Origin of the sequence: Gilliamella sp. B3892 (genome assembly GCF_026536305.1) — a bacterium.
In the GTDB taxonomy this organism is placed as follows: Bacteria; Pseudomonadota; Gammaproteobacteria; order Enterobacterales; family Orbaceae; genus Gilliamella.
The window spans coordinates 37,823-55,695 of record NZ_JAFNOK010000013.1 but is presented as its reverse complement, the minus strand read 5'-3'; the positions used below and the strand labels follow the sequence as shown (position 1 = coordinate 55,695).

Sequence of the window (17,873 nt, the reverse complement as noted above, 5' to 3'; positions counted from 1 at the left end):
ACGAATCCCATTCCGTCGCCAATTTTATATCAAATGGTAAAAACCCTTTTTTTAAAACGTTATTAAACCAATGTAAAAAAATTTGTGCTTCATAATCCAATAAAACAAAACTAATATCTCTTAAAATCGGCTGTTCTTGCGCTATACGTTTAAAATAGAGTTTACCGCTTCGTGTTTCTATTGTTGAAAACTGAGCCTTTTGTTGTCTTGAATAAGTGCTTAGCTGCACTGTTTTTTGCTCTAATGGATAATCATTCATTATCACTCCTGTTTTTTAGATAATAAAAAACCCGCCGAAGCGGGTTGATATAAATTGTAATTAACTAATTATTTCTAATAACTTTTCTAACCCACCTACTCGGCGGTAAACTTTTTTTGGGCAGTCAATTATTCTATTCTATTGCAAGTTGCTACTGCATTTATCTTGTAATTTTTTTTATTATCTTGGTTCAATTCATTATCTTTATGGGTTGCTATATGTTCTTCTGTTTTAGTAAATTTATTTTGTGATTCTTTTTTGATTGTGTGTGTAAAGCTGTGATTAACATCTTCTTGTTCATGTGATTTAAGTTTCCCTGAATATTCATCAATTACATCACTTTCTATCCAGTTATTATTTTCCTCATCAAATATATATAATTTCTCATTTTCAATTTTATATTCTTCAGTAAGTGAAACATTAAGGCCGTCTTTTACATAGTCGACAAATTTTTCATTCTGAAATTTTATCCTATAACTTGTAAGATCACACTTCCATTTACCAACAAGATACTCTTTAGTAACCTTATCATCTCCACAGCCAGTTAAAACAAACCCGATTAATCCAAGCAATGAAATTTTTTTCATATCATCTCCTTAAATTTTAGGTAATGGTATGAAATTTATTATTTAATATCAATTATAATTTAGATTGGACATTTGTTGTGCTCGATATGGCTTGCCAAACTACGCCTGTATGCTCTTTAATATCATTAACGATCTCTCGTTTTGCTTGTGTTACTGCGGTTCTGATAATTTAATTTTCATAATCAATTGATGGCTTACTAACTTCAACACCACTTACATGATTTTCTACAATAAAATTCCATTGTATGTTTTGACCTTGATTGGAAATGATTTGTCGATTGCTTAATACTCGTCCGTTTTCGCCTGGTATTAAATACTGTTTGCCACCTTCACCGACTCGGTACATTGAATTTATGCTCCATACTCACCTCTTGCTATTCCAATACTTAACATTGATTCAAAAAGGTCATAACTTCCTGCTTTAGCAACATTAGTTTTTTTTATAACTATGCAGCCCACTGCTCTTGCAAAATAATCTGCAACCAACGTTGTTTCACTTAACTCTTGTAATGCTAAAAGTTCATCACAAGTAAAAAATCGTGTCCCTTTGTTTTCATATAGACGATCTTTAAAAACAGGAAGCGAAATTCCTAGGTAAGATGCAGCAACAGCTTGCCCCCCCTTAACATACTTAAGCATTTCAATTACAAGTTCTCTTTGGTTTCCCATCTTTTTACCTTTTCCGTTGGATTACTTTTAAAATAGATATTACATATAGTATTAATTAGGCGGCGTCGGGTGGAAAAACATCATCCAAAGAAATGTTCAATCCTAAGATGATAAAAAAGCCAGTAATATTTCGGCATGTTTTTAAGTCAATATTTCGACGACTATTTTCATAATAAAAAATCGCACCTTGAGACGTGTTTATTGCTTTGGCTAGCTCTTCTTGAGTGATACCCAACTGCTCTCTAAATTCCTTAATTTTGTCCATAACAGATACCTTAATTATTGTTATGAGCATAAGTATTACATTATGTAATTTATTATTTCAGTGATAATTACATTTTGTTGGTTGTTAATTTAATACATTCCGTAATAATTAAAGCTGGAGGAGCTTGTGAATACTTGTAAAAATATAATTAAAAAAAGAATGCAAGATATTGGCGAAACACAAGAAAGCCTTGCCGAAAAATTGAGGGTTTAGATATTAAAGCTAGCGTAGGAGCGGCCTACCTAAATTCGGATATAAAGGAAGTGATTAAATTAATAGAATATGATTCAGAGCAAGCAAAAGACCTATTTAATGGAGTGAATACTGAAAATTTAAAAGTTATAAATATATCGGGCGATTCAATGCAAGGCACGTTTTAAGTGGCGACTCGATCTATATAGATGTTCCAAAAAAAGAATTTAACGAAGATGGAATATATGTATTTACATTTTGTAAAATTATGTATGTTAAGCGATTACAAATAATAAAAAATACAAAGAATGGGATATAAGCGAAGATGAATTGACCAACTTTATATAAATGGTAAAGTAATGCTAAGTCAATCAATATTATTGAGAAAACACGGCTAACCACTTCGATTGTTTTTGTTTAACAAAACTATAATCATGATTAGATATATATTAAATAATAATTTAAGGAGAAAACAGTGAGTTATATTTATGAAACAGTTCAAATCCCACCAAATATTAATGTAGGAAAAAAGGATAAAGGCAATGAAGCTGGAGCTTATTTGCGTGAAATAATAAATAACAAAGCCAACGATAATTGGGAATTTGTAAGCGTTGAGAGCGTTGGAGTAAGAACATCTCCAGGGTGTCTTGCTGCTCTTTTAGGAAAGAAAGAAGAATATTCTATTTATTATGTGATTATCTTTAGACGTGAAGTGGCTTAATTTTAAATTAATATATCTATATAGAGCGATAGCCCCCAATCGCATTCGCTCAGCATGTAGATTCGAACCGTCTTGCTCAGAATATGCCTTATTAGCAATTGAAAAATATGGCGTATTAAAAGGGTGGAAAATGACATTAGGTAGATTAATGAGATGTAAACCACCAAATGGCGGCAAAGATTATCCGTAACAACCGCTTCGGCGGTTTTTTTAAATAAAAAGAGCAGAAGGAATAGTTTAAAGGAAAAAAGAAATATAATCCATGAACGTGAAATTGTTTTGGGTGAAACAATAATACCATGTTATGTTTTAACGAATGGAACTAGGGTTTTGTCTGGTAACGCGATGCAAAATGCATTGAAGTTGCAAGAAGAGCATGAAACGAAATCAGGGACAAGGTTGGCCAGATATTTGAATCAAAAAACGCTCGAAACCTTTATTTATAAGGACAAAAGCCTTGACCACTACAACCCAATTGAGTGTTATAAAGGGAATCAAAAAATTAATGGTTATGAGGCAACAATACTCGCTGATATTTGTGAGGCATTTCTCGAGGCTAGAAATAATATCAATTTATCCACGAGACAGAAAATCATTGCTGATCAATGTGAAATATTGATTAGGGGTTTTGCTAGAGTTGGGATTGTAGCCTTAATAGACGAGGCTACCGGCTATCAATATGAAAGAGAAAGATTTGAATTACAAAAAATTCTAACTGCTTATGTCTCAGAAGAAATATTGAAATGGCAACTGACATTTAGGGATGATTTCTATAAAGAAATTTTTAGATTGTGGGATTTACCATTTATACCTAAATATATTAAAAATAAACCTTCATTTATCGGCAAATTGACCATTAAATACATATATGACCAAATGCCTAGAGGTGTAATTGAAAAAGTAAAAGAGAATATTGGAAAAACAGAAAATGGGAACTGGAAATATAGATGACATCAATCTTTAACTTCTGATGTTGGACGGGAGCACTTGAGAAAACAAATCGTTGAAGTTACACCGACGCTAAACTCACTCCAAAAAGAAGATTTTTTCTAACTTCATATTCTAAGTATATTCCAAGTGTTTTAATTTTCTGGTCGGTTACTTTTTTAATTTATTGATTTATTTGATATTTTAATGGAGGCGCGTCCCGGAGTCGAACCGAGGTAGACGGATTTGCAATCCGCAGCATGGCCACTCTGCCAACGCGCCGTTAAGGTCTATCTGAATAGGTGGCAAATATTAGCATCGCCTTGTTTAGACGTCAAGTTTAAATAGCTTATAATTACAGCAGTCATCGTTTTTCGCAATAAATTTTACAATCTAGGCTTTTTTGTCAAGAAGTTTCAGATTTTATATACGTTTTAGTATAAAAACACACATTGCATGGCATGCATATCGTTTAAATTCATCTAAATAAATAATTTGTCCTGATTGTTTTAGGTATTATTTTACCCCAACACGACTGTTAACTTAAGCATTGCCATATTGAGCAAAAGGGACTTAATTTAAATTTAGATATTACAGACAACTTTTTTATCTTATAATTTTTTACAATTTACTCGCTAATTTTGTATACTCCACATAGCCATATTTAAATTTGAGGTAAGCCATGATTGATTTAAAACTTAGAGAGGTGAAAAAAGATCTTTCAGAAAAAGAGCTTGCCGTCGCTCAATATATTCAAGCGAATACACAAGCGCTTAAAAATATGAGCATACAGTCATTAGCCAAATTAAATCATGTCAGCACCACAACAATTCTACGCCTTTGCAATAAATTGGGTTATAACGGATTTAGTGATTTTAAAGTTGATCTGATCTCTTCAATTCCTCGAAAAATCAATGCTGAAATACTTCAAGACGACATCAATCTTAATGACTCCTTACAAGACGTTAATAGCAAAGTGCAAGCTATGGAAAAATCCTCAATTGATGAAACCTACTCTATGGTGAATATCGAATCGCTAAATAAAGCAATCGATCTTATTATTAAAAGTAATAAGATTATTATTTATGGCACCAGTAGCAGTGGATTGGTTGGAAAAGAACTGGAATATCAATTAATTAAAATTAAAAAAGATGTTAGCTGTCATTTCGATTCGCATATTCAAAAAAGTATCGCGAATACATTAGATAAAAATGATCTTGTTATCATTATTTCACATTCGGGCGAAACACCGGAATGTATCGATTTATTGAAATTGGCCAGAAAAAATAGTGTTCCTTCGATTGCAATTACCAAAATGGGACAAAGTCAGGTCTCTTTATTAGCGGAAGTGATTTTACATACTACATCAACGGAACATGCTTCCCGTTTAATTCCGATTCGTTCAAAAATTTCTCAACTTTCAGTCATCAATATGCTGGTTACCAATCTATTTATCCGAAAATATGATGAACGCTTGTTGTTACAAACCCAAAATCGTGAAGAGCGTAAATATCCTCATCGCTAAATTTAAACGTGATAAGTGCCCTTCTGTCTTTGCTATAGAAATCACATTAACTCATCTTCTGCTTGCTCACCAAATTAGCTAATTTTTAGCGCTGATAAAATCGATTAAAAAATTTCAATAAACATGATCAACTTCACAAATTTCTAAAAATCTCACAAAAAAGAGATGACTTATATTTTGCTTAGATGTAATTTTATTACTAAATAAAATAATATTTAAAGTAACATTGTTACAACCATTTCAAATGTAGTTAAAAAAAGGAAATAAAAATGCAAACACAAATTCCCATTATTTTAGCTAGCCATGGACCATTTGCTCAAGGAGCGCTTGAATGTGCGCAGATGCTTATGGGGGAACAGCAAAATATCGACGTTATATCGGTTTTGATCGATAGTAATATTGACAATTTAAGGCAACAAATGCATGACAGTTATCAGCAGCTTAATAGCGGTAAAGGTGTAATTATCTTGGTCGACATCTTAGGGGGAACGCCGTGTAATTTGGCTGGCGAACTGTTGTTAAATCATGATGATGTCCTGTTATTTTGTGGTTTTAATATTCCGGTTTTGCTTGAAGTTTTAAATAATCGAGAAGGTACGCTTAATGATGTTAAATCAGCCATTGAAGAAGTCTTTCCACAAAGCTGTATTGACGTACGACAAGTACTAGATTCTCAGCGTGAAACATCTATAGATTTGTAAGGAGAACACCATGCCAATTAATGTAGCAAGAATTGATGATCGTTTGATTCATGGACAAGTTATCACAACTTGGGTAAAAAATTTTGATATTGAACAAGTATTGATTATTAATGATAAAGTTGCCGCTGATAAAGTTCAGCAATCGGTACTTACCATGTCTGCCCCACCAGATTTAAAAGTATTGGTCTTTGGCGTTTCACAATTTATCGACATATTGAAAAAAACCGAAATTAAAAAACGTACGATGTTACTTTTTACAAATAGTATTGATGTTAACAAATTGATCGAAGGTGGTCTGAAAATTGACAAGCTCAATGTCGGTGGGATGCGAATGCAAGATGGTCGACATCAATTATCAAGGGCGGTATCGGTGACAGCTGAGGAAGAACAAGCATTTAAAAATATTATAGCCAATAATGTCGAAGTTGAAGTTCAGATGGTACCCAAAGATCCTGTTGTCGATCTGAAAACCCTACTTAACTAATCTAATTATTTAAAGTTTTATCTAAAAATTTGGAGGTTAACTTATGTTAACACAGGCTATTCTTGTCGCCATTTGGGCGGGAATCTGTTCGATGGATGACGTCGGACCACAAATGTTACGTAGGCCATTATTAACCGGTACCATAGCAGGCATCATAATGGGTGATATGGTTCAAGGCTTGGCAATTAGTGCAACGTTGGAATTGATGTGGATGGGTATCGGAAACGTAGGCGCCTACTCAGCACCCGATATTGTTGCTGGTGCGATCATTGGCGTGTCACTCGGTATCACCACCGGTGGAGGCATTGCAACCGGTATTGCGCTTGGCGTTCCTGTATCTTTATTATGTCAACAATTGTTAATTATATGGCGTTCTTTTGCTTGCTTTCTTAATCCTTGGGCTGAACGCTCTATTTTAAACGGTGACTATAAAGGATTAGCGCGAGTTCACTTCTTTTCAACACCTCTTTGGTTTTTAATTCGAGCAGTACCTTGTTTTATTGCTATCTATTTTGGTAGCGATCTGGTTAAAACCATTCTTGATGCTATCCCACAAAGCATCATTGATGGCATGGGGGTAGCCTCGAAATTAATTCCTGCGGTAGGTATTTGTATTTTACTGTTAATGTTATTAAAAGGACGTATGTGGTTTTTCTTCCTGCTCGGTTTTATGCTAACCACTTATCTAAAACTGCCTATTATTCCAATTACCTTTATCGCTTTGGCGTTTGCCGTGCTTTATGACATGGCATCAAGTGGTAGTAAAAATCATCAAGAACAATCAGATAATAATCAAACATCAAATAATACCGAAGAGGAATATGATCTATGACCAATCAAAACAAAATCACCAAAAAAGATCTTAATCGCATCTTTTGGAATTTACAAACTATGTCTTTTTCTTACAACTATGAAAAAATGCAGATGATTGGCTTTGCGCATTGTATGACGCCTGTCTTAGATCGTCTTTATAAAGATGCAGACAAGCAAACCCGTGTTACTGCCATGCAACGCCATTTAGAATTTTTTAATACGCAAGTAAATGCAGGTGCACTGATTTTAGGCGTCACTGCCGCCATGGAAGAGAAAACGACCGAAGCTGAAAAAGAAGCCGTAGTCTCTGTAAAAGCGGGATTAATGGGACCATTTGCCGGACTTGGCGATAGCTTGCTCAAATTTACCTGGATGCCGATATGCGGCAGTATTGGCGCTGCCTTTGCGCTACAAGGAAATATCATAGGTCCGATTTTAATGTTTTTGATCTACAATCTGGTTAATGTGCTTTCTAAATACTTTTTTATTCATTATGGCTATAACAAAGGTGTCGATCTGATTGAACAGTCAAAAAATTCCAACATCATTCAAAGAATTAGTAATCTGGCTAATGTTGTTGGGGTAATGGTACTTGGATCACTCATTGCCACTACGGTAAAAGTGGCCACCCCGCTACAGATAAATGTTGGCGATCAATCGATTCAAGTTCAAGAGATGTTTGATAAAGTCATGCCAAATTTTCTGACCTTAATTTTTGCTCTAGGCACATTCTTTTTGGTTAAGAAGTTTCAAGGTAAATATACCGTTGCGTTAATACTGGCGGTAATGGTAATCGGTGTGATCTTTTCAATGTTAGGTATTTTAAAGTAGGAATGAAACATGACAACGACAATTCAAACAGCTTCAGTAATGCGTAATAAAGCCGGCCAATTAGAGGTCACTTTTGATAACATTGAAGGCAAAGCAGCTAGCCTATACTGGACAAGCTATGCTAATGCCAATACCAATGACAAAACACTTATAGGTAAGCAAATTCAAAGCCCTTTTATTTTTGATGATCCTTTAAATGGTAAACAACGAATTTATCTTATTTTAGAGATTGAAGGACAACCCAATTTTTTATTTGCCGAACGTACTTTACCGATCACCGGATTAAATAATTTTCGTGATTTCGGCGGCTATCTGGGGCATGAAGGTAAACGGGTCAAATGGGGACAGTTGTATCGTTCTAATCATCTGTATGGTTTAAAACCGGATGCACAAGAGTATATCAAAGCGTTAGGAATAAAAACAATTATCGATTACCGCAGTACTAATGAAATCAAAACCAGTCCCAATACGTTTGTCGGCGAAAAGCAAACTTTTCATTTAGATGCATCAGCCCAAACCGCAGAGTTAGCAGCACAATTTGCCGCTGATCCTAGTGATGAAGATCGTGCTTTGATTGAAAGTGTGCTACGTGATATACCGAAAGAGTTAGTTAATGGTGATGGCATTCAAGTGCTTGAGCAATATCGTAATTTTGTCTTAAGCGAAAAATCGAAAAATGCTTATCGACAAATGCTTAAAGTCTTATTAGATGCCAACAATAGCCCGAGTTTACAACACTGTCGAGGCGGAAAAGACAGAACGGGTTATGGCGTATTATTAATTATGATTATGCTCGGTGTATCTGAAAAAGATATTATTGCCGATTACATGCTAACTCACGATAATCGCTTAGAGCGCAATAAAATCAAAATGGCTGCTTATCGTAAGATTACGGATAACGAAGATGTATTAGGCTATTTACTTAGCTTAATCGATACCCGTGAAAGTTTTGTTGTTGAAATCCTCAATACCATGAAAGAAGTTTCCGGTACACCAAGTAATTATATTAAACAGGCTTTAGGATTTACTGATGAAGATTTCCGATTAATGCAATCTATCTATTTAGAATCTGATTAACCTACCATTATATTAAAGCGCAATGATATTGCGCTTTAAATTTTCGTTATATTTGATTTAGATTTTTATTCTGTCTTAAAACATTCAAACTAGCGATTGCTTTTTTTTATCTAAAAAACCAATCCTCGATTTTTAAAGTACTATTAATTTTCTAAATAGCGTCATTTCGATATTCTTAAGCCTTGACCGCCAAAACAGTGATAAGTAGTAGTCATATAATAATAAGGAGTGAAAAGCGCTGATACTGGCAGTTTAAAAGGTAAAATGGCATATAAAAAAGGGCAAATATAATTTGCCCTATTACTCATTGATAGAATCAATTTTAAACTCAACCAATCGACTCTACTATTTCATCGAGATAAGCCATTTACCATTATCTTTGATTAACGTTAGCTTTTGATCAAGCTTAGTATTATCTTTGAAAACAACGGTAATATCTACGATGCCCTTAGTTTTGTCATCATTGGTATATTGGATAGGTGCACATTCCACTTTATCCAGTCCACCATGACTTTGAGTCTCTTCATAAGAAGTTTCCATTGATTTTGCTAATTTACTCTTAATCATAGCTTTCACGTCGACTCCTTCAGGTGCATCTTCTTTAGGAAGATAAATAAGATCAACCACCGTATCGACATCCTTATTGTAACCAGCTGTTATGAAGGTTTCGGCTACTTTTTCAGGGGAATCGCCTGATGAACAAGCATTGAGGAAAAACGCAAGTAGAAAGATACTGCAAAATTTCATTATTAATTTCATTTTTATTTCCATTTCCAGTTAATTTATATAAACGTTATTTAAACACATTCCTCAAAACAACCGCAAAAGGTCAAATGAGGAAAGGTATAAAAATAATACTATGCAATCGCTAAATTGCAAAGCAACTTTGATTTTTTTACCTTATCGATTACATTGTGCCAGGTGAAATGCCCTACCTTGTGCAGGTTTAAGAGCAATGCCGGGAGTCGATCCCAATGCTTCTATAAGCGTTTCAAGCAATGACTTATTTGTATGAATGAATTTTATTACCACTTAGTAAAGACTAAGTTAATTCATTTTGTTCAGATAATCCAAAATCAAACTTTATCACAAAAATAATGATCAAATTTACCTTGATGAATCAGGATTATTGATACCTCTACTAATTCGGATATTTATAGATCCAGATCAAATCTTTATATTTAGCAAATGCGTTGGGATAAAGGTAATTCCCATAAAAAAGCGCAAAATCAGAGTGTTGCCACTCAACATTAAAATCAGGCATGACTTGAATAATGGCATCATAAAGCAACGTTGTACAATATAGATGAGGCTTTTCACGGGATGCTAATACAAATTTTTCACCTAATTTTGTCTGTAATATATCAGCTACTTGTTGCTTTTGTTCATCCGTCAAAAAAATAGGTCTTGCAATAGCATAGGTTTGGGCGAGATCTGGCGATATAAATTCATCTAATGTTGATATCAACACTTGGCTAGGCCGATTTTCAAAATCATCGGTTGTAGCATGGATAATTTTAACTTCAGGCGCTACTGATATTACCATGCCAATATGTGAAAATTCACCACCACCTAATTGTTTAACTAATAAACTATCGATGGCTGTTCCTTGTCTAAAAATCCAATCCCCAATTTTTAAAGTACTGCTAATTTGAGAAATCGAGTCATTTCTAGATTCTTGGGCATTGACCACCGAAACATTGACAAATAGTAGCCATATAATTAAAAAATAGCGAAAAGATCTCATAATAGTATTTTCAAAAGGTGAAATGTTACATAAATGAGGGTAAATATAATTTACCCTTTTACTCATTAATAAATTCAATATTAAATTTAATTAATCTAATATTAATCCATTTCGATAAACCATTTGCCATTATCTTTGATTAATATTAACGTTTTATTAAGCTTAGTTTTATCTTTGAAAACAACGGTAACATCTACGGTGCCCTTAGTTTTGTCATCATTGGTATATTGAATAGGCGCGGTTTCAATTTTATCAAGCCCACCATTGCGTTCTGCTGATTCTAATGAGGCTTCGAGTGCTGCACCCAATTTAGACTTAAGCATGGCCTTCATGTCGATTCCTTCAGGAACATCTTCTTTTGGAATATACATAAGATCGATGACTGTATCGATATCTTTATTGTAACCAGCTTTCATGAAGGTTTCGGCTACTTTTTCAGGGGAGTCGTCTGATGAACAAGCACTGAGGAAAACAGCAATTAGAAAAATACTACAAAATTTCATTATTAATTTCATTTTCATTTCCATTTCGATTAATTTATATAAACGTTATTTAAACACTTTCCTCAAAAAAACTCCGCAACGAGGAAAGGTACAAAAATAATACTATGCAATTGCTAAATTGCAAAGCAACATTGATTTTTATCTTTATATTTTTCCTTGTTATTCATTTAATTATCATAAGTAGTTATATTTATGGCATGTACAGCTTGGAATTGAAACAGTGAATGGTAATAACAAAATTTTTACATACGGCAGTCATGTACGCTTAATGAGTTAGCTATTATTGAAAATAGCAACCCTAATCATTGGACTGAAAATGAGATAAGATTTCTAGCCAATGCTGATCTAATTTTGCTTCAATTTTAATTGGTTTCAAACTGGTTGGATGAACAATATTTAAGGTTGAGGCATGTAACATTAGTCGTTTAATACCAAAATACTGACTAAAAGCACGATTTTGATGAAGATCCCCATGTTTACTGTCACCTAAAATGGGATGAAAAATATGCTTCATATGCCTACGTAGTTGATGTTTGCGTCCTGTCTGCGGTTTTAATTCAACCAAACTATATCTGGCTGTTTCATGCTTGCCTACTTTGATCGGCACTTCGATATGACTTAAACCGCGATAAAAAGTGACTGCCTCTTGCGCTGGTTTATTTTTATCGGCAAATTTGTCAGCTATTTTATCAAGTTGTTCAATTAGCGGATAATCAATTATCGCTTCATCAAATAGATAGCCACGAACAATAGCATGATAAGTTTTTTCAATCTGTTTTGTGGTAAATTGCTGTGACATCAAACGGGCAATTTCACTTGAAAGCGCAAACAGTAATACGCCAGAAGTTGGGCGATCGAGTCGATGCACCGGATACACATGCTGCCCGATCTGATCACGCAGTGTCTGCATCACAACGACAGTTTCATTTTTATCTAACCAGCTACGATGAACAAGCCAACCGGATGGCTTGTTTATCGCAATTAATTCATTATCTTGATAAAGGATTTCAAACACAGCTATTTTTTAAATCCATTATAAAAAAAGTTTTTCAAGTTCAGTGGCAATGCTAGTGCTATTATTATCACCAATAGCATAACTCGCTTTCGCTTTCACCTCATCATCAGCATTGCCCATAGCAATACCCAAACCGGCAATGGTTAACATACTAATATCATTATAACTGTCACCAAAAGCAACAATTTCACTTAGGTCAATGTTTTCATGTTCAGCCCAATGGGTTAAACCATTACCTTTAGTATTACCTTTAATTGCGATATCAGCTCGATTCGACCAAGACCATTCACATGAAAATTCACCCAACGCATCAACTGCATCTGAAAATTGCTGTAAAGCCGGAATGTTATGGCTACTGGTAGCAAATTTATAGATCGCTCCGGCTTGCTCAATAACTTTCTCAAAACTATCCACTTTTTTAATTTCGGGTTGTAAAAATTCCGGTAGTGAATCAACCCATTTAAAAAAGCCGGCTAAATGGTCGTCTAACACTTCGTAAGTCATCATTTTATCAGTATAAATTAAAGTATGAATACCAAACTGATTAACTAAATCTAATAGCGTTTTGGCCTGCTGTTTGCTCATCGGTTTAGCGGCAAATGCTTGTTGTTTTTCAAAATCGTATAAATAAGATCCGTTACAACAAATAGCGGGAGTTGAGAGTTTAAGTTGATAATAATAAGGGTAAATTACTGAATGATGTCGACCGGATACCAAAATAACTTTTACGCCTTTGGCGCTGATCTTTTCAAGAATATTCACGGTTTCGGGCAAAATTAAACGATTACTATTAAGTAAAGTACCATCCATATCAAAGGCAACTGCTTTATATTTCATACCAATCCTCTTCCTTTTACTTTCATAAATTTTGCTAGCAACATAAAAGTTAACAGACTTAATTTTGCCGTTGCCAACATTAAAATCTCTAAAAATCTATTTTTTGCCGCCCAACAAATGAATGCGACAATGTTGTGCCGTCAACCATTTCAAGCTCTCCACCGACAGGAACACCATGCGCTATGCGAGTTGCGATAACATCAAACTCAGCACACATTTGAGCAATATAATTAGCGGTTGCATCGCCCTCAACGGTTGGATTGGTGGCTAAAATCACTTCGTTAATCGATTCGGTTGCCAATCTTGATTTCAATAAATCCAGACCAATATCACTCGGCCCTATTCCGTCAAGCGGTGACAAATGTCCAAGCAACACAAAGTAACGACCACTATACTGGCCGGTTTGTTCGATAGCAACAATATCAGCGGGTGTTTCAACAACACATAATTGTCCACTTTGTTGACGATGCCTATTGGCACAGATAGTGCAGATTTCTTGTTCAGTAAAGGTTCGGCATTCTTTGCAATGATCGATATTGATCATCGCTTCATGTAAAACATGAGCTAGCTTAATACCACCTTGTCGATTGCGCTGTAATAGGTGAAAAGCCATACGTTGTGCAGATTTGGGACCAACACCGGGAAGACATCGCAATGCTTCCATAAGAGTTTCAAGTAATGGGCTTATTTGCATGAATTAATTTTGTTACCACATATTAAAGATTATGTTATTTATAATACCTTGTTTCAAAAATCGATAAAACAAGAATTACACGATTAAGTCAATACGATTAATTTTTGACAAGAACTTTTCAGAAAATATATACGTTTCAGTATAATTTATGTCGTTTTCGTATAAAACTCTTAGGCTCTTTCCCTTTAAATAAACGCATAATATTACTATTATAACGAATTACGATTAATTTTTGACAAGAACTTTCAGAAAGTATATGCGTTTCAGTATAATTTATGTCGTTTTCGTATAAAACTCTTAGGCTCTTCCCCCTTAAATAGACGCATAATATTACTATTATGACGAATAATGATAAGGCACGAAAGCATGGTTACCGGCAAGGTCAACTCAGGTTTAAATAGCCATACATAAAATGGCGCTAATAAAAAACCCACAATAGCCGCCACCGAAGAGTAACCGGTAAGCAGTAGCGTGGTTAACCAAGTTAGGACAAAACAGCCGGTAAAGTCTAGACCGATTGGCATCATCATACCTAACGCAGTTGCGACACCTTTTCCGCCTCGAAAATGAAAAAAGCAGGGAAAGATGTGACCAAGGCACGCTGATATGCCAATAATGCCTAAAAAGAAAGGTGAAATACCCAGTCGATAAGCAATATAGACCGGTATTGCACCTTTTAACATATCGAAAAGTAATACCAGTAAAGCAGGTAATTTGCCGCTAATGCGTAGTACATTTGTGGCTCCGGGATTGTGAGAGCCATGTTGTACCGGGTCTTGTAATTTCATTAGCTGGCAAATAATGATTGCTCCGGAAAGCGAACCACAAAGATAAGCAATAATGATCATCATTATAATTTCAAATGCCAAATTGCTTCTCCTTTGGTTAACTTAAATTATCCGTACTAACTTATATTACTTCGCCTTGTCTTTTTCAAGTAACGGTTTTAAATATTGTCCGGTGTAAGAAATTTTTGATTTAGCTACATCTTCAGGTGTTCCTTCGGCAATGATTTCACCACCACCATTCCCCCCTTCCGGTCCTAAATCGACAATCCAATCTGCTGTTTTAACCACATCTAAATTATGCTCAATAACAACAATGGTATTGCCTTTGTCTCTTAATGAGTGTAGCTGCGCAAGCAACTGTTTTACATCAGCAAAGTGTAAACCCGTTGTTGGCTCATCTAAAATATACAATGTGCTACCAGTATCACGCTTTGATAACTCTTTTGCAAGTTTTACTCGTTGCGCTTCACCGCCGGATAAGGTGGTTGCCGACTGCCCAATTGTAATATAAGAAAGCCCGACATCGATCAATGTTTGTAATTTACGAGCAATCATCGGGACAGCATCAAAAAATTCACGCCCCTCTTCAACCGTCATATTTAAGATTTCATTGATTGATTTGCCTTTATATTTAATTTCTAACGTTTCACGATTATAACGTGCCCCATGACACTGGTCGCATGGGACATAAATATCTGGTAAAAAGTGCATCTCGACTTTGATCAGTCCATCACCTTGACAAGCTTCACAGCGTCCACCTTTTACATTGAAACTAAATCGACCCGGCGTGTAACCTCGAGCACGAGACTCTGGCACGCCAGCATATAGCTCACGAATTGAGGTGAAAAATCCGGTATACGTTGCCGGGTTTGAGCGTGGTGTTCGCCCGATAGGACTTTGATCTATCGCAATGACTTTATCAAAAAAGTTAAGTCCTTTAATTGATTTATAAGGCGCAATATCACTTTTTTCAGCACCATTTAACTCGTTTTGCGCTAAAGGATATAAAGTATCATTAATTAACGTTGATTTACCTGATCCAGATACCCCTGTAATACAGGTAAATAGTCCAACCGGAATATTAAGAGTCACATCTTTTAAATTATTACCGGTGGCGCCAATTAGCGATAACATCTTTTTCTTATCAACTTTCGTTCGTGTGGCTGGTATCGCTATTTTTTCTTTACCGGATAGATATTTTCCGGTTAACGATGAAGGATTTGCCATGATCTGTTTCGGCGTTCCTTGAGCAACCACTTCACCACCATGCACGCCTGCTCCCGGCCCAATATCAATCACATAATCAGCAGCCATAATGGCCTCTTCATCATGTTCTACCACAATAACGGTGTTACCCAAATCACGTAAATGCGTTAAGGTATCGATCAATCGAGTATTGTCACGTTGATGTAAACCAATTGAAGGCTCATCAAGTACATACATCACCCCAACTAATCCGGCACCGATTTGACTGGCTAGTCGTATACGCTGTGCCTCCCCTCCCGATAGCGTTTCCGCTGATCGTGAAAGTGTTAAATAATTTAATCCAACATTAATCAAAAATTGTAAACGGTCGTTGATCTCTTTTAGAATTTTTTCAGCAATTTGCGCTCGTTGTCCGGTTAGGGATAACTTATCAAAGAAAGCTTTTGCTTGTTGAGTGCTTAAATTACTAATCGTTGGTAAATTGGTATCGTTAATAAAGACATGTCTTGCCGTTCTACATAAACGAGATCCTTCACAGCACGGACAAGGACGATGACTTATATATTTAGCCAACTCTTCACGAATTGTTGGTGAATCGGTTTCTTTATATCGTCGAGTTAAATTATTAATAATTCCCTCAAAGCTATGTTTACGTTTAACCACATCACCACGATCATTTGTATAAACGAAAGTAATTTCAGTATTACCGGAGCCATTTAATAAGATATCTTTTACTTTTTCCGGTAATTTTTCATAAGGTGTATCAATATCGAATTTATAATGTTCAGCTAACGATTTGAGCATCTGAAAATAGTAAAAATTGCGACGATCCCAACCCTTTATTGCACCAGCAGCTAAAGAGACTTCAGGCATTTGGACTATGCGTTTTGGATCGAAATACTGCTGCACACCTAAACCATCACACTCAGGGCAAGCCCCGGCAGGGTTGTTAAATGAAAATAGTCTTGGTTCAAGTTCAGATATACTATAGCCACATATTGGGCAGGCAAAATTAGCCGAAAACAACTGCTCCGGCGCTTTGGGATCATCTAAGTTGGCAACTTTAACAATTCCGTTAGTAATTGACAGAACGGTTTCAATGGATTCAGCCAATCGCAATTTTAGATCATCACGAATACGAAAACGATCAACCACTACTTCAATGGTATGTTTCTTTTGAAGCTCAAGCTCAGGTGGATCAGAAAGATCGTAAACATCACCATCAACCCTTACCCGAATATATCCACTTGCAGCCAGTTGCTCAAAAAGTTTAACAAACTCACCTTTACGCTCAGTGACTACCGGTGCCAGTAACATATAGCGATTTTCAGCCGGTAACGCCATAATGCTGTCAACCATTTGCGAAACAGTTTGAGCAGCCAAAGGTAAATTATGATTAGGACAACGTGGCTCACCAATACGGGCAAACAATAGACGTAAATAATCGTAGATTTCAGTAATTGTTCCAACCGTTGAGCGCGGATTGTGCGAAGTCGACTTTTGTTCAATCGAAATAGCTGGCGACAGACCTTCGATATGATCCACATCCGGTTTTTCCATTAAAGATAAGAATTGACGAGCATAAGCCGATAACGACTCAACATAACGTCGTTGCCCTTCGGCATAAAGGGTATCAAATGCTAGCGAAGACTTCCCTGATCCGGATAGACCAGTAATGACAACAAGCTTATCTCGAGGTATTACAACATTAATATTTTTTAGATTGTGCGTTCTCGCACCACGAATATCGATATCTTTAATTGACATATATCTCTTCTTTTGTGTGTTTTTTAAGCAGATTAGATAAAAAATTAACTGTATATTATACCAGTGTTTTTGAAGTAAATATACTATTATATAACTGAATATGGTCGGTTAGGACAATTTCAATGATGCACGGATAATTTCCCATGAATATAGCACAATTTACTATTTTATACTGAAACGTATATAAAATCTGAAAGATTTTGACAAAAAATATCAACTATAATGAAGTTTTACCACTAATAGACAAGTACTCATTGTTACAAAA

General features: G+C 35.4%; 22 protein-coding genes and 1 tRNA gene. 9 read left to right on the top strand and 14 right to left on the bottom strand.

Features of this window, described 5'->3' with window-relative positions; translation table 11 throughout:
• The 5 genes from J3U74_RS11190 to J3U74_RS11170 form a co-directional block, all read right to left on the bottom strand.
• Positions 1-259, bottom strand: a 259-nt coding sequence (locus J3U74_RS11190; protein ID WP_267338040.1) for a hypothetical protein, incomplete at its 3' end; no start/stop codon positions are given.
• A gap of 128 nt (positions 260-387) precedes the next feature.
• Positions 388-846 carry a hypothetical protein gene (locus J3U74_RS11185; protein WP_267329197.1) on the bottom strand — a complete coding sequence of 153 codons (459 nt, stop codon included), beginning with the start codon at positions 844-846 and terminating at the stop codon, positions 388-390.
• Between the two features lie 169 nt (positions 847-1,015).
• Positions 1,016-1,192, bottom strand: a complete 177-nt coding sequence (locus tag J3U74_RS11180; protein ID WP_267329198.1) for a hypothetical protein — start codon at positions 1,190-1,192, stop codon at positions 1,016-1,018.
• Between the two features lie 5 nt (positions 1,193-1,197).
• The gene (locus J3U74_RS11175; protein ID WP_267329199.1) at positions 1,198-1,515 is read right to left on the bottom strand and encodes a phage regulatory CII family protein; all 318 of its coding nucleotides are present in this window, start codon (positions 1,513-1,515) and stop codon (positions 1,198-1,200) included.
• 55 nt (positions 1,516-1,570) lie between these two features.
• Positions 1,571-1,780 carry a helix-turn-helix transcriptional regulator gene (locus J3U74_RS11170; protein WP_267329200.1) on the bottom strand — a complete coding sequence of 70 codons (210 nt, stop codon included), beginning with the start codon at positions 1,778-1,780 and terminating at the stop codon, positions 1,571-1,573.
• Positions 1,781-2,447: 667 nt separating this feature from the next.
• Between J3U74_RS11170 and J3U74_RS11165 the strand changes: the two genes are divergently transcribed.
• From J3U74_RS11165 to J3U74_RS11160, 3 genes are all read left to right on the top strand, one after another.
• Positions 2,448-2,693, top strand: a complete 246-nt coding sequence (locus tag J3U74_RS11165; protein ID WP_220217427.1) for a DUF4177 domain-containing protein — start codon at positions 2,448-2,450, stop codon at positions 2,691-2,693.
• Complete coding sequence (yidD, locus tag J3U74_RS12485) at positions 2,680-2,883, top strand: membrane protein insertion efficiency factor YidD (protein ID WP_324099754.1); 204 nt, start codon at positions 2,680-2,682, stop codon at positions 2,881-2,883. The genes J3U74_RS11165 and yidD overlap by 14 nt, the downstream gene beginning before the upstream one ends.
• A 140-nt stretch (positions 2,884-3,023) precedes the next feature.
• On the top strand, positions 3,024-3,644 hold the full coding sequence (locus J3U74_RS11160; RefSeq protein ID WP_267329201.1) for a P63C domain-containing protein: 621 nt from the start codon (positions 3,024-3,026) through the stop codon (positions 3,642-3,644).
• 184 nt (positions 3,645-3,828) lie between these two features.
• On the opposite strand, the gene J3U74_RS11155 is transcribed toward J3U74_RS11160, so the two are convergent.
• A tRNA-Cys gene (locus J3U74_RS11155) sits at positions 3,829-3,902 on the bottom strand.
• A 400-nt stretch (positions 3,903-4,302) separates the two neighbouring features.
• Here J3U74_RS11155 and J3U74_RS11150 point away from each other — a divergent pair.
• The 6 genes from J3U74_RS11150 (at position 4,303) to J3U74_RS11125 (ending at position 9,051) form a co-directional block, all read left to right on the top strand.
• Complete coding sequence (locus J3U74_RS11150; protein ID WP_220217433.1) at positions 4,303-5,145, top strand: MurR/RpiR family transcriptional regulator; 843 nt, start codon at positions 4,303-4,305, stop codon at positions 5,143-5,145.
• A gap of 269 nt (positions 5,146-5,414) precedes the next feature.
• Positions 5,415-5,846, top strand: a complete 432-nt coding sequence (locus J3U74_RS11145; protein ID WP_267329202.1) for a PTS sugar transporter subunit IIA — start codon at positions 5,415-5,417, stop codon at positions 5,844-5,846.
• A gap of 10 nt (positions 5,847-5,856) precedes the next feature.
• Complete coding sequence (locus J3U74_RS11140) at positions 5,857-6,330, top strand: PTS system mannose/fructose/N-acetylgalactosamine-transporter subunit IIB (protein WP_220217435.1); 474 nt, start codon at positions 5,857-5,859, stop codon at positions 6,328-6,330.
• Between the two features lie 43 nt (positions 6,331-6,373).
• Positions 6,374-7,162, top strand: coding sequence for a PTS mannose/fructose/sorbose/N-acetylgalactosamine transporter subunit IIC (locus J3U74_RS11135; protein ID WP_220217436.1), 789 nt, complete (start codon positions 6,374-6,376; stop codon positions 7,160-7,162).
• Positions 7,159-7,974 (top strand): PTS system mannose/fructose/sorbose family transporter subunit IID, encoded by an 816-nt coding sequence (locus tag J3U74_RS11130; RefSeq protein ID WP_267329203.1) that lies wholly within the window; start codon positions 7,159-7,161, stop codon positions 7,972-7,974. Before J3U74_RS11135 ends, J3U74_RS11130 begins: the two co-directional genes overlap by 4 nt.
• Positions 7,975-7,983: 9 nt before the next feature.
• On the top strand, positions 7,984-9,051 hold the full coding sequence (locus J3U74_RS11125) for a tyrosine-protein phosphatase (protein WP_220217438.1): 1,068 nt from the start codon (positions 7,984-7,986) through the stop codon (positions 9,049-9,051).
• Positions 9,052-9,396: 345 nt separating this feature from the next.
• On the opposite strand, the gene J3U74_RS11120 is transcribed toward J3U74_RS11125, so the two are convergent.
• The 8 genes from J3U74_RS11120 to uvrA form a co-directional block, all read right to left on the bottom strand.
• Complete coding sequence (locus J3U74_RS11120; protein WP_267329204.1) at positions 9,397-9,798, bottom strand: DUF4878 domain-containing protein; 402 nt, start codon at positions 9,796-9,798, stop codon at positions 9,397-9,399.
• Positions 9,799-10,192: 394 nt separating this feature from the next.
• Positions 10,193-10,798 carry a hypothetical protein gene (locus J3U74_RS11115; RefSeq protein WP_267329205.1) on the bottom strand — a complete coding sequence of 202 codons (606 nt, stop codon included), beginning with the start codon at positions 10,796-10,798 and terminating at the stop codon, positions 10,193-10,195.
• Positions 10,799-10,899: 101 nt separating this feature from the next.
• Positions 10,900-11,313: a DUF4878 domain-containing protein gene (locus tag J3U74_RS11110; protein WP_267329206.1), complete on the bottom strand. Its 414-nt coding sequence runs from the start codon at positions 11,311-11,313 to the stop codon at positions 10,900-10,902.
• Positions 11,314-11,599: 286 nt separating this feature from the next.
• Entirely contained in the window at positions 11,600-12,316 is a 717-nt protein-coding gene (truC, locus tag J3U74_RS11105; protein ID WP_267329207.1) for a tRNA pseudouridine(65) synthase TruC, read from the bottom strand.
• An 18-nt stretch (positions 12,317-12,334) separates the two neighbouring features.
• On the bottom strand, positions 12,335-13,153 hold the full coding sequence (locus J3U74_RS11100) for a pyridoxal phosphatase (RefSeq protein WP_267329208.1): 819 nt from the start codon (positions 13,151-13,153) through the stop codon (positions 12,335-12,337).
• An 88-nt stretch (positions 13,154-13,241) separates the two neighbouring features.
• Positions 13,242-13,847: a recombination mediator RecR gene (gene recR / locus J3U74_RS11095; protein WP_255556099.1), complete on the bottom strand. Its 606-nt coding sequence runs from the start codon at positions 13,845-13,847 to the stop codon at positions 13,242-13,244.
• A 263-nt stretch (positions 13,848-14,110) separates the two neighbouring features.
• Positions 14,111-14,716 carry a glycerol-3-phosphate 1-O-acyltransferase PlsY gene (gene plsY / locus J3U74_RS11090; RefSeq protein WP_267329209.1) on the bottom strand — a complete coding sequence of 202 codons (606 nt, stop codon included), beginning with the start codon at positions 14,714-14,716 and terminating at the stop codon, positions 14,111-14,113.
• 45 nt (positions 14,717-14,761) lie between these two features.
• Entirely contained in the window at positions 14,762-17,602 is a 2,841-nt protein-coding gene (gene uvrA, locus J3U74_RS11085; protein ID WP_366939814.1) for an excinuclease ABC subunit UvrA, read from the bottom strand.
• Positions 17,603-17,873: the final 271 nt, after the last annotated feature.

Bases quoted from the DNA above. Each gene is read 5' to 3' on its own strand.
- J3U74_RS11185 (WP_267329197.1), bottom strand. From the start codon at position 846: ATGAAAAAAATTTCATTGCTTGGATTAATCGGGTTTGTTTTAACTGGC.
- J3U74_RS11180 (WP_267329198.1), bottom strand. From the start codon at position 1,192: ATGTACCGAGTCGGTGAAGGTGGCAAACAGTATTTAATACCAGGCGAA.
- J3U74_RS11175 (WP_267329199.1), bottom strand. From the start codon at position 1,515: ATGGGAAACCAAAGAGAACTTGTAATTGAAATGCTTAAGTATGTTAAG.
- J3U74_RS11170 (WP_267329200.1), bottom strand. From the start codon at position 1,780: ATGGACAAAATTAAGGAATTTAGAGAGCAGTTGGGTATCACTCAAGAA.
- J3U74_RS11150 (WP_220217433.1), top strand. From the start codon at position 4,303: ATGATTGATTTAAAACTTAGAGAGGTGAAAAAAGATCTTTCAGAAAAA.
- J3U74_RS11145 (WP_267329202.1), top strand. From the start codon at position 5,415: ATGCAAACACAAATTCCCATTATTTTAGCTAGCCATGGACCATTTGCT.
- J3U74_RS11140 (WP_220217435.1), top strand. From the start codon at position 5,857: ATGCCAATTAATGTAGCAAGAATTGATGATCGTTTGATTCATGGACAA.
- J3U74_RS11135 (WP_220217436.1), top strand. From the start codon at position 6,374: ATGTTAACACAGGCTATTCTTGTCGCCATTTGGGCGGGAATCTGTTCG.
- J3U74_RS11130 (WP_267329203.1), top strand. From the start codon at position 7,159: ATGACCAATCAAAACAAAATCACCAAAAAAGATCTTAATCGCATCTTT.
- J3U74_RS11125 (WP_220217438.1), top strand. From the start codon at position 7,984: ATGACAACGACAATTCAAACAGCTTCAGTAATGCGTAATAAAGCCGGC.
- J3U74_RS11120 (WP_267329204.1), bottom strand. From the start codon at position 9,798: ATGAAATTTTGCAGTATCTTTCTACTTGCGTTTTTCCTCAATGCTTGT.
- J3U74_RS11115 (WP_267329205.1), bottom strand. From the start codon at position 10,798: ATGAGATCTTTTCGCTATTTTTTAATTATATGGCTACTATTTGTCAAT.
- J3U74_RS11110 (WP_267329206.1), bottom strand. From the start codon at position 11,313: ATGAAATTAATAATGAAATTTTGTAGTATTTTTCTAATTGCTGTTTTC.
- J3U74_RS11100 (WP_267329208.1), bottom strand. From the start codon at position 13,153: ATGAAATATAAAGCAGTTGCCTTTGATATGGATGGTACTTTACTTAAT.
- recR (WP_255556099.1), bottom strand. From the start codon at position 13,847: ATGCAAATAAGCCCATTACTTGAAACTCTTATGGAAGCATTGCGATGT.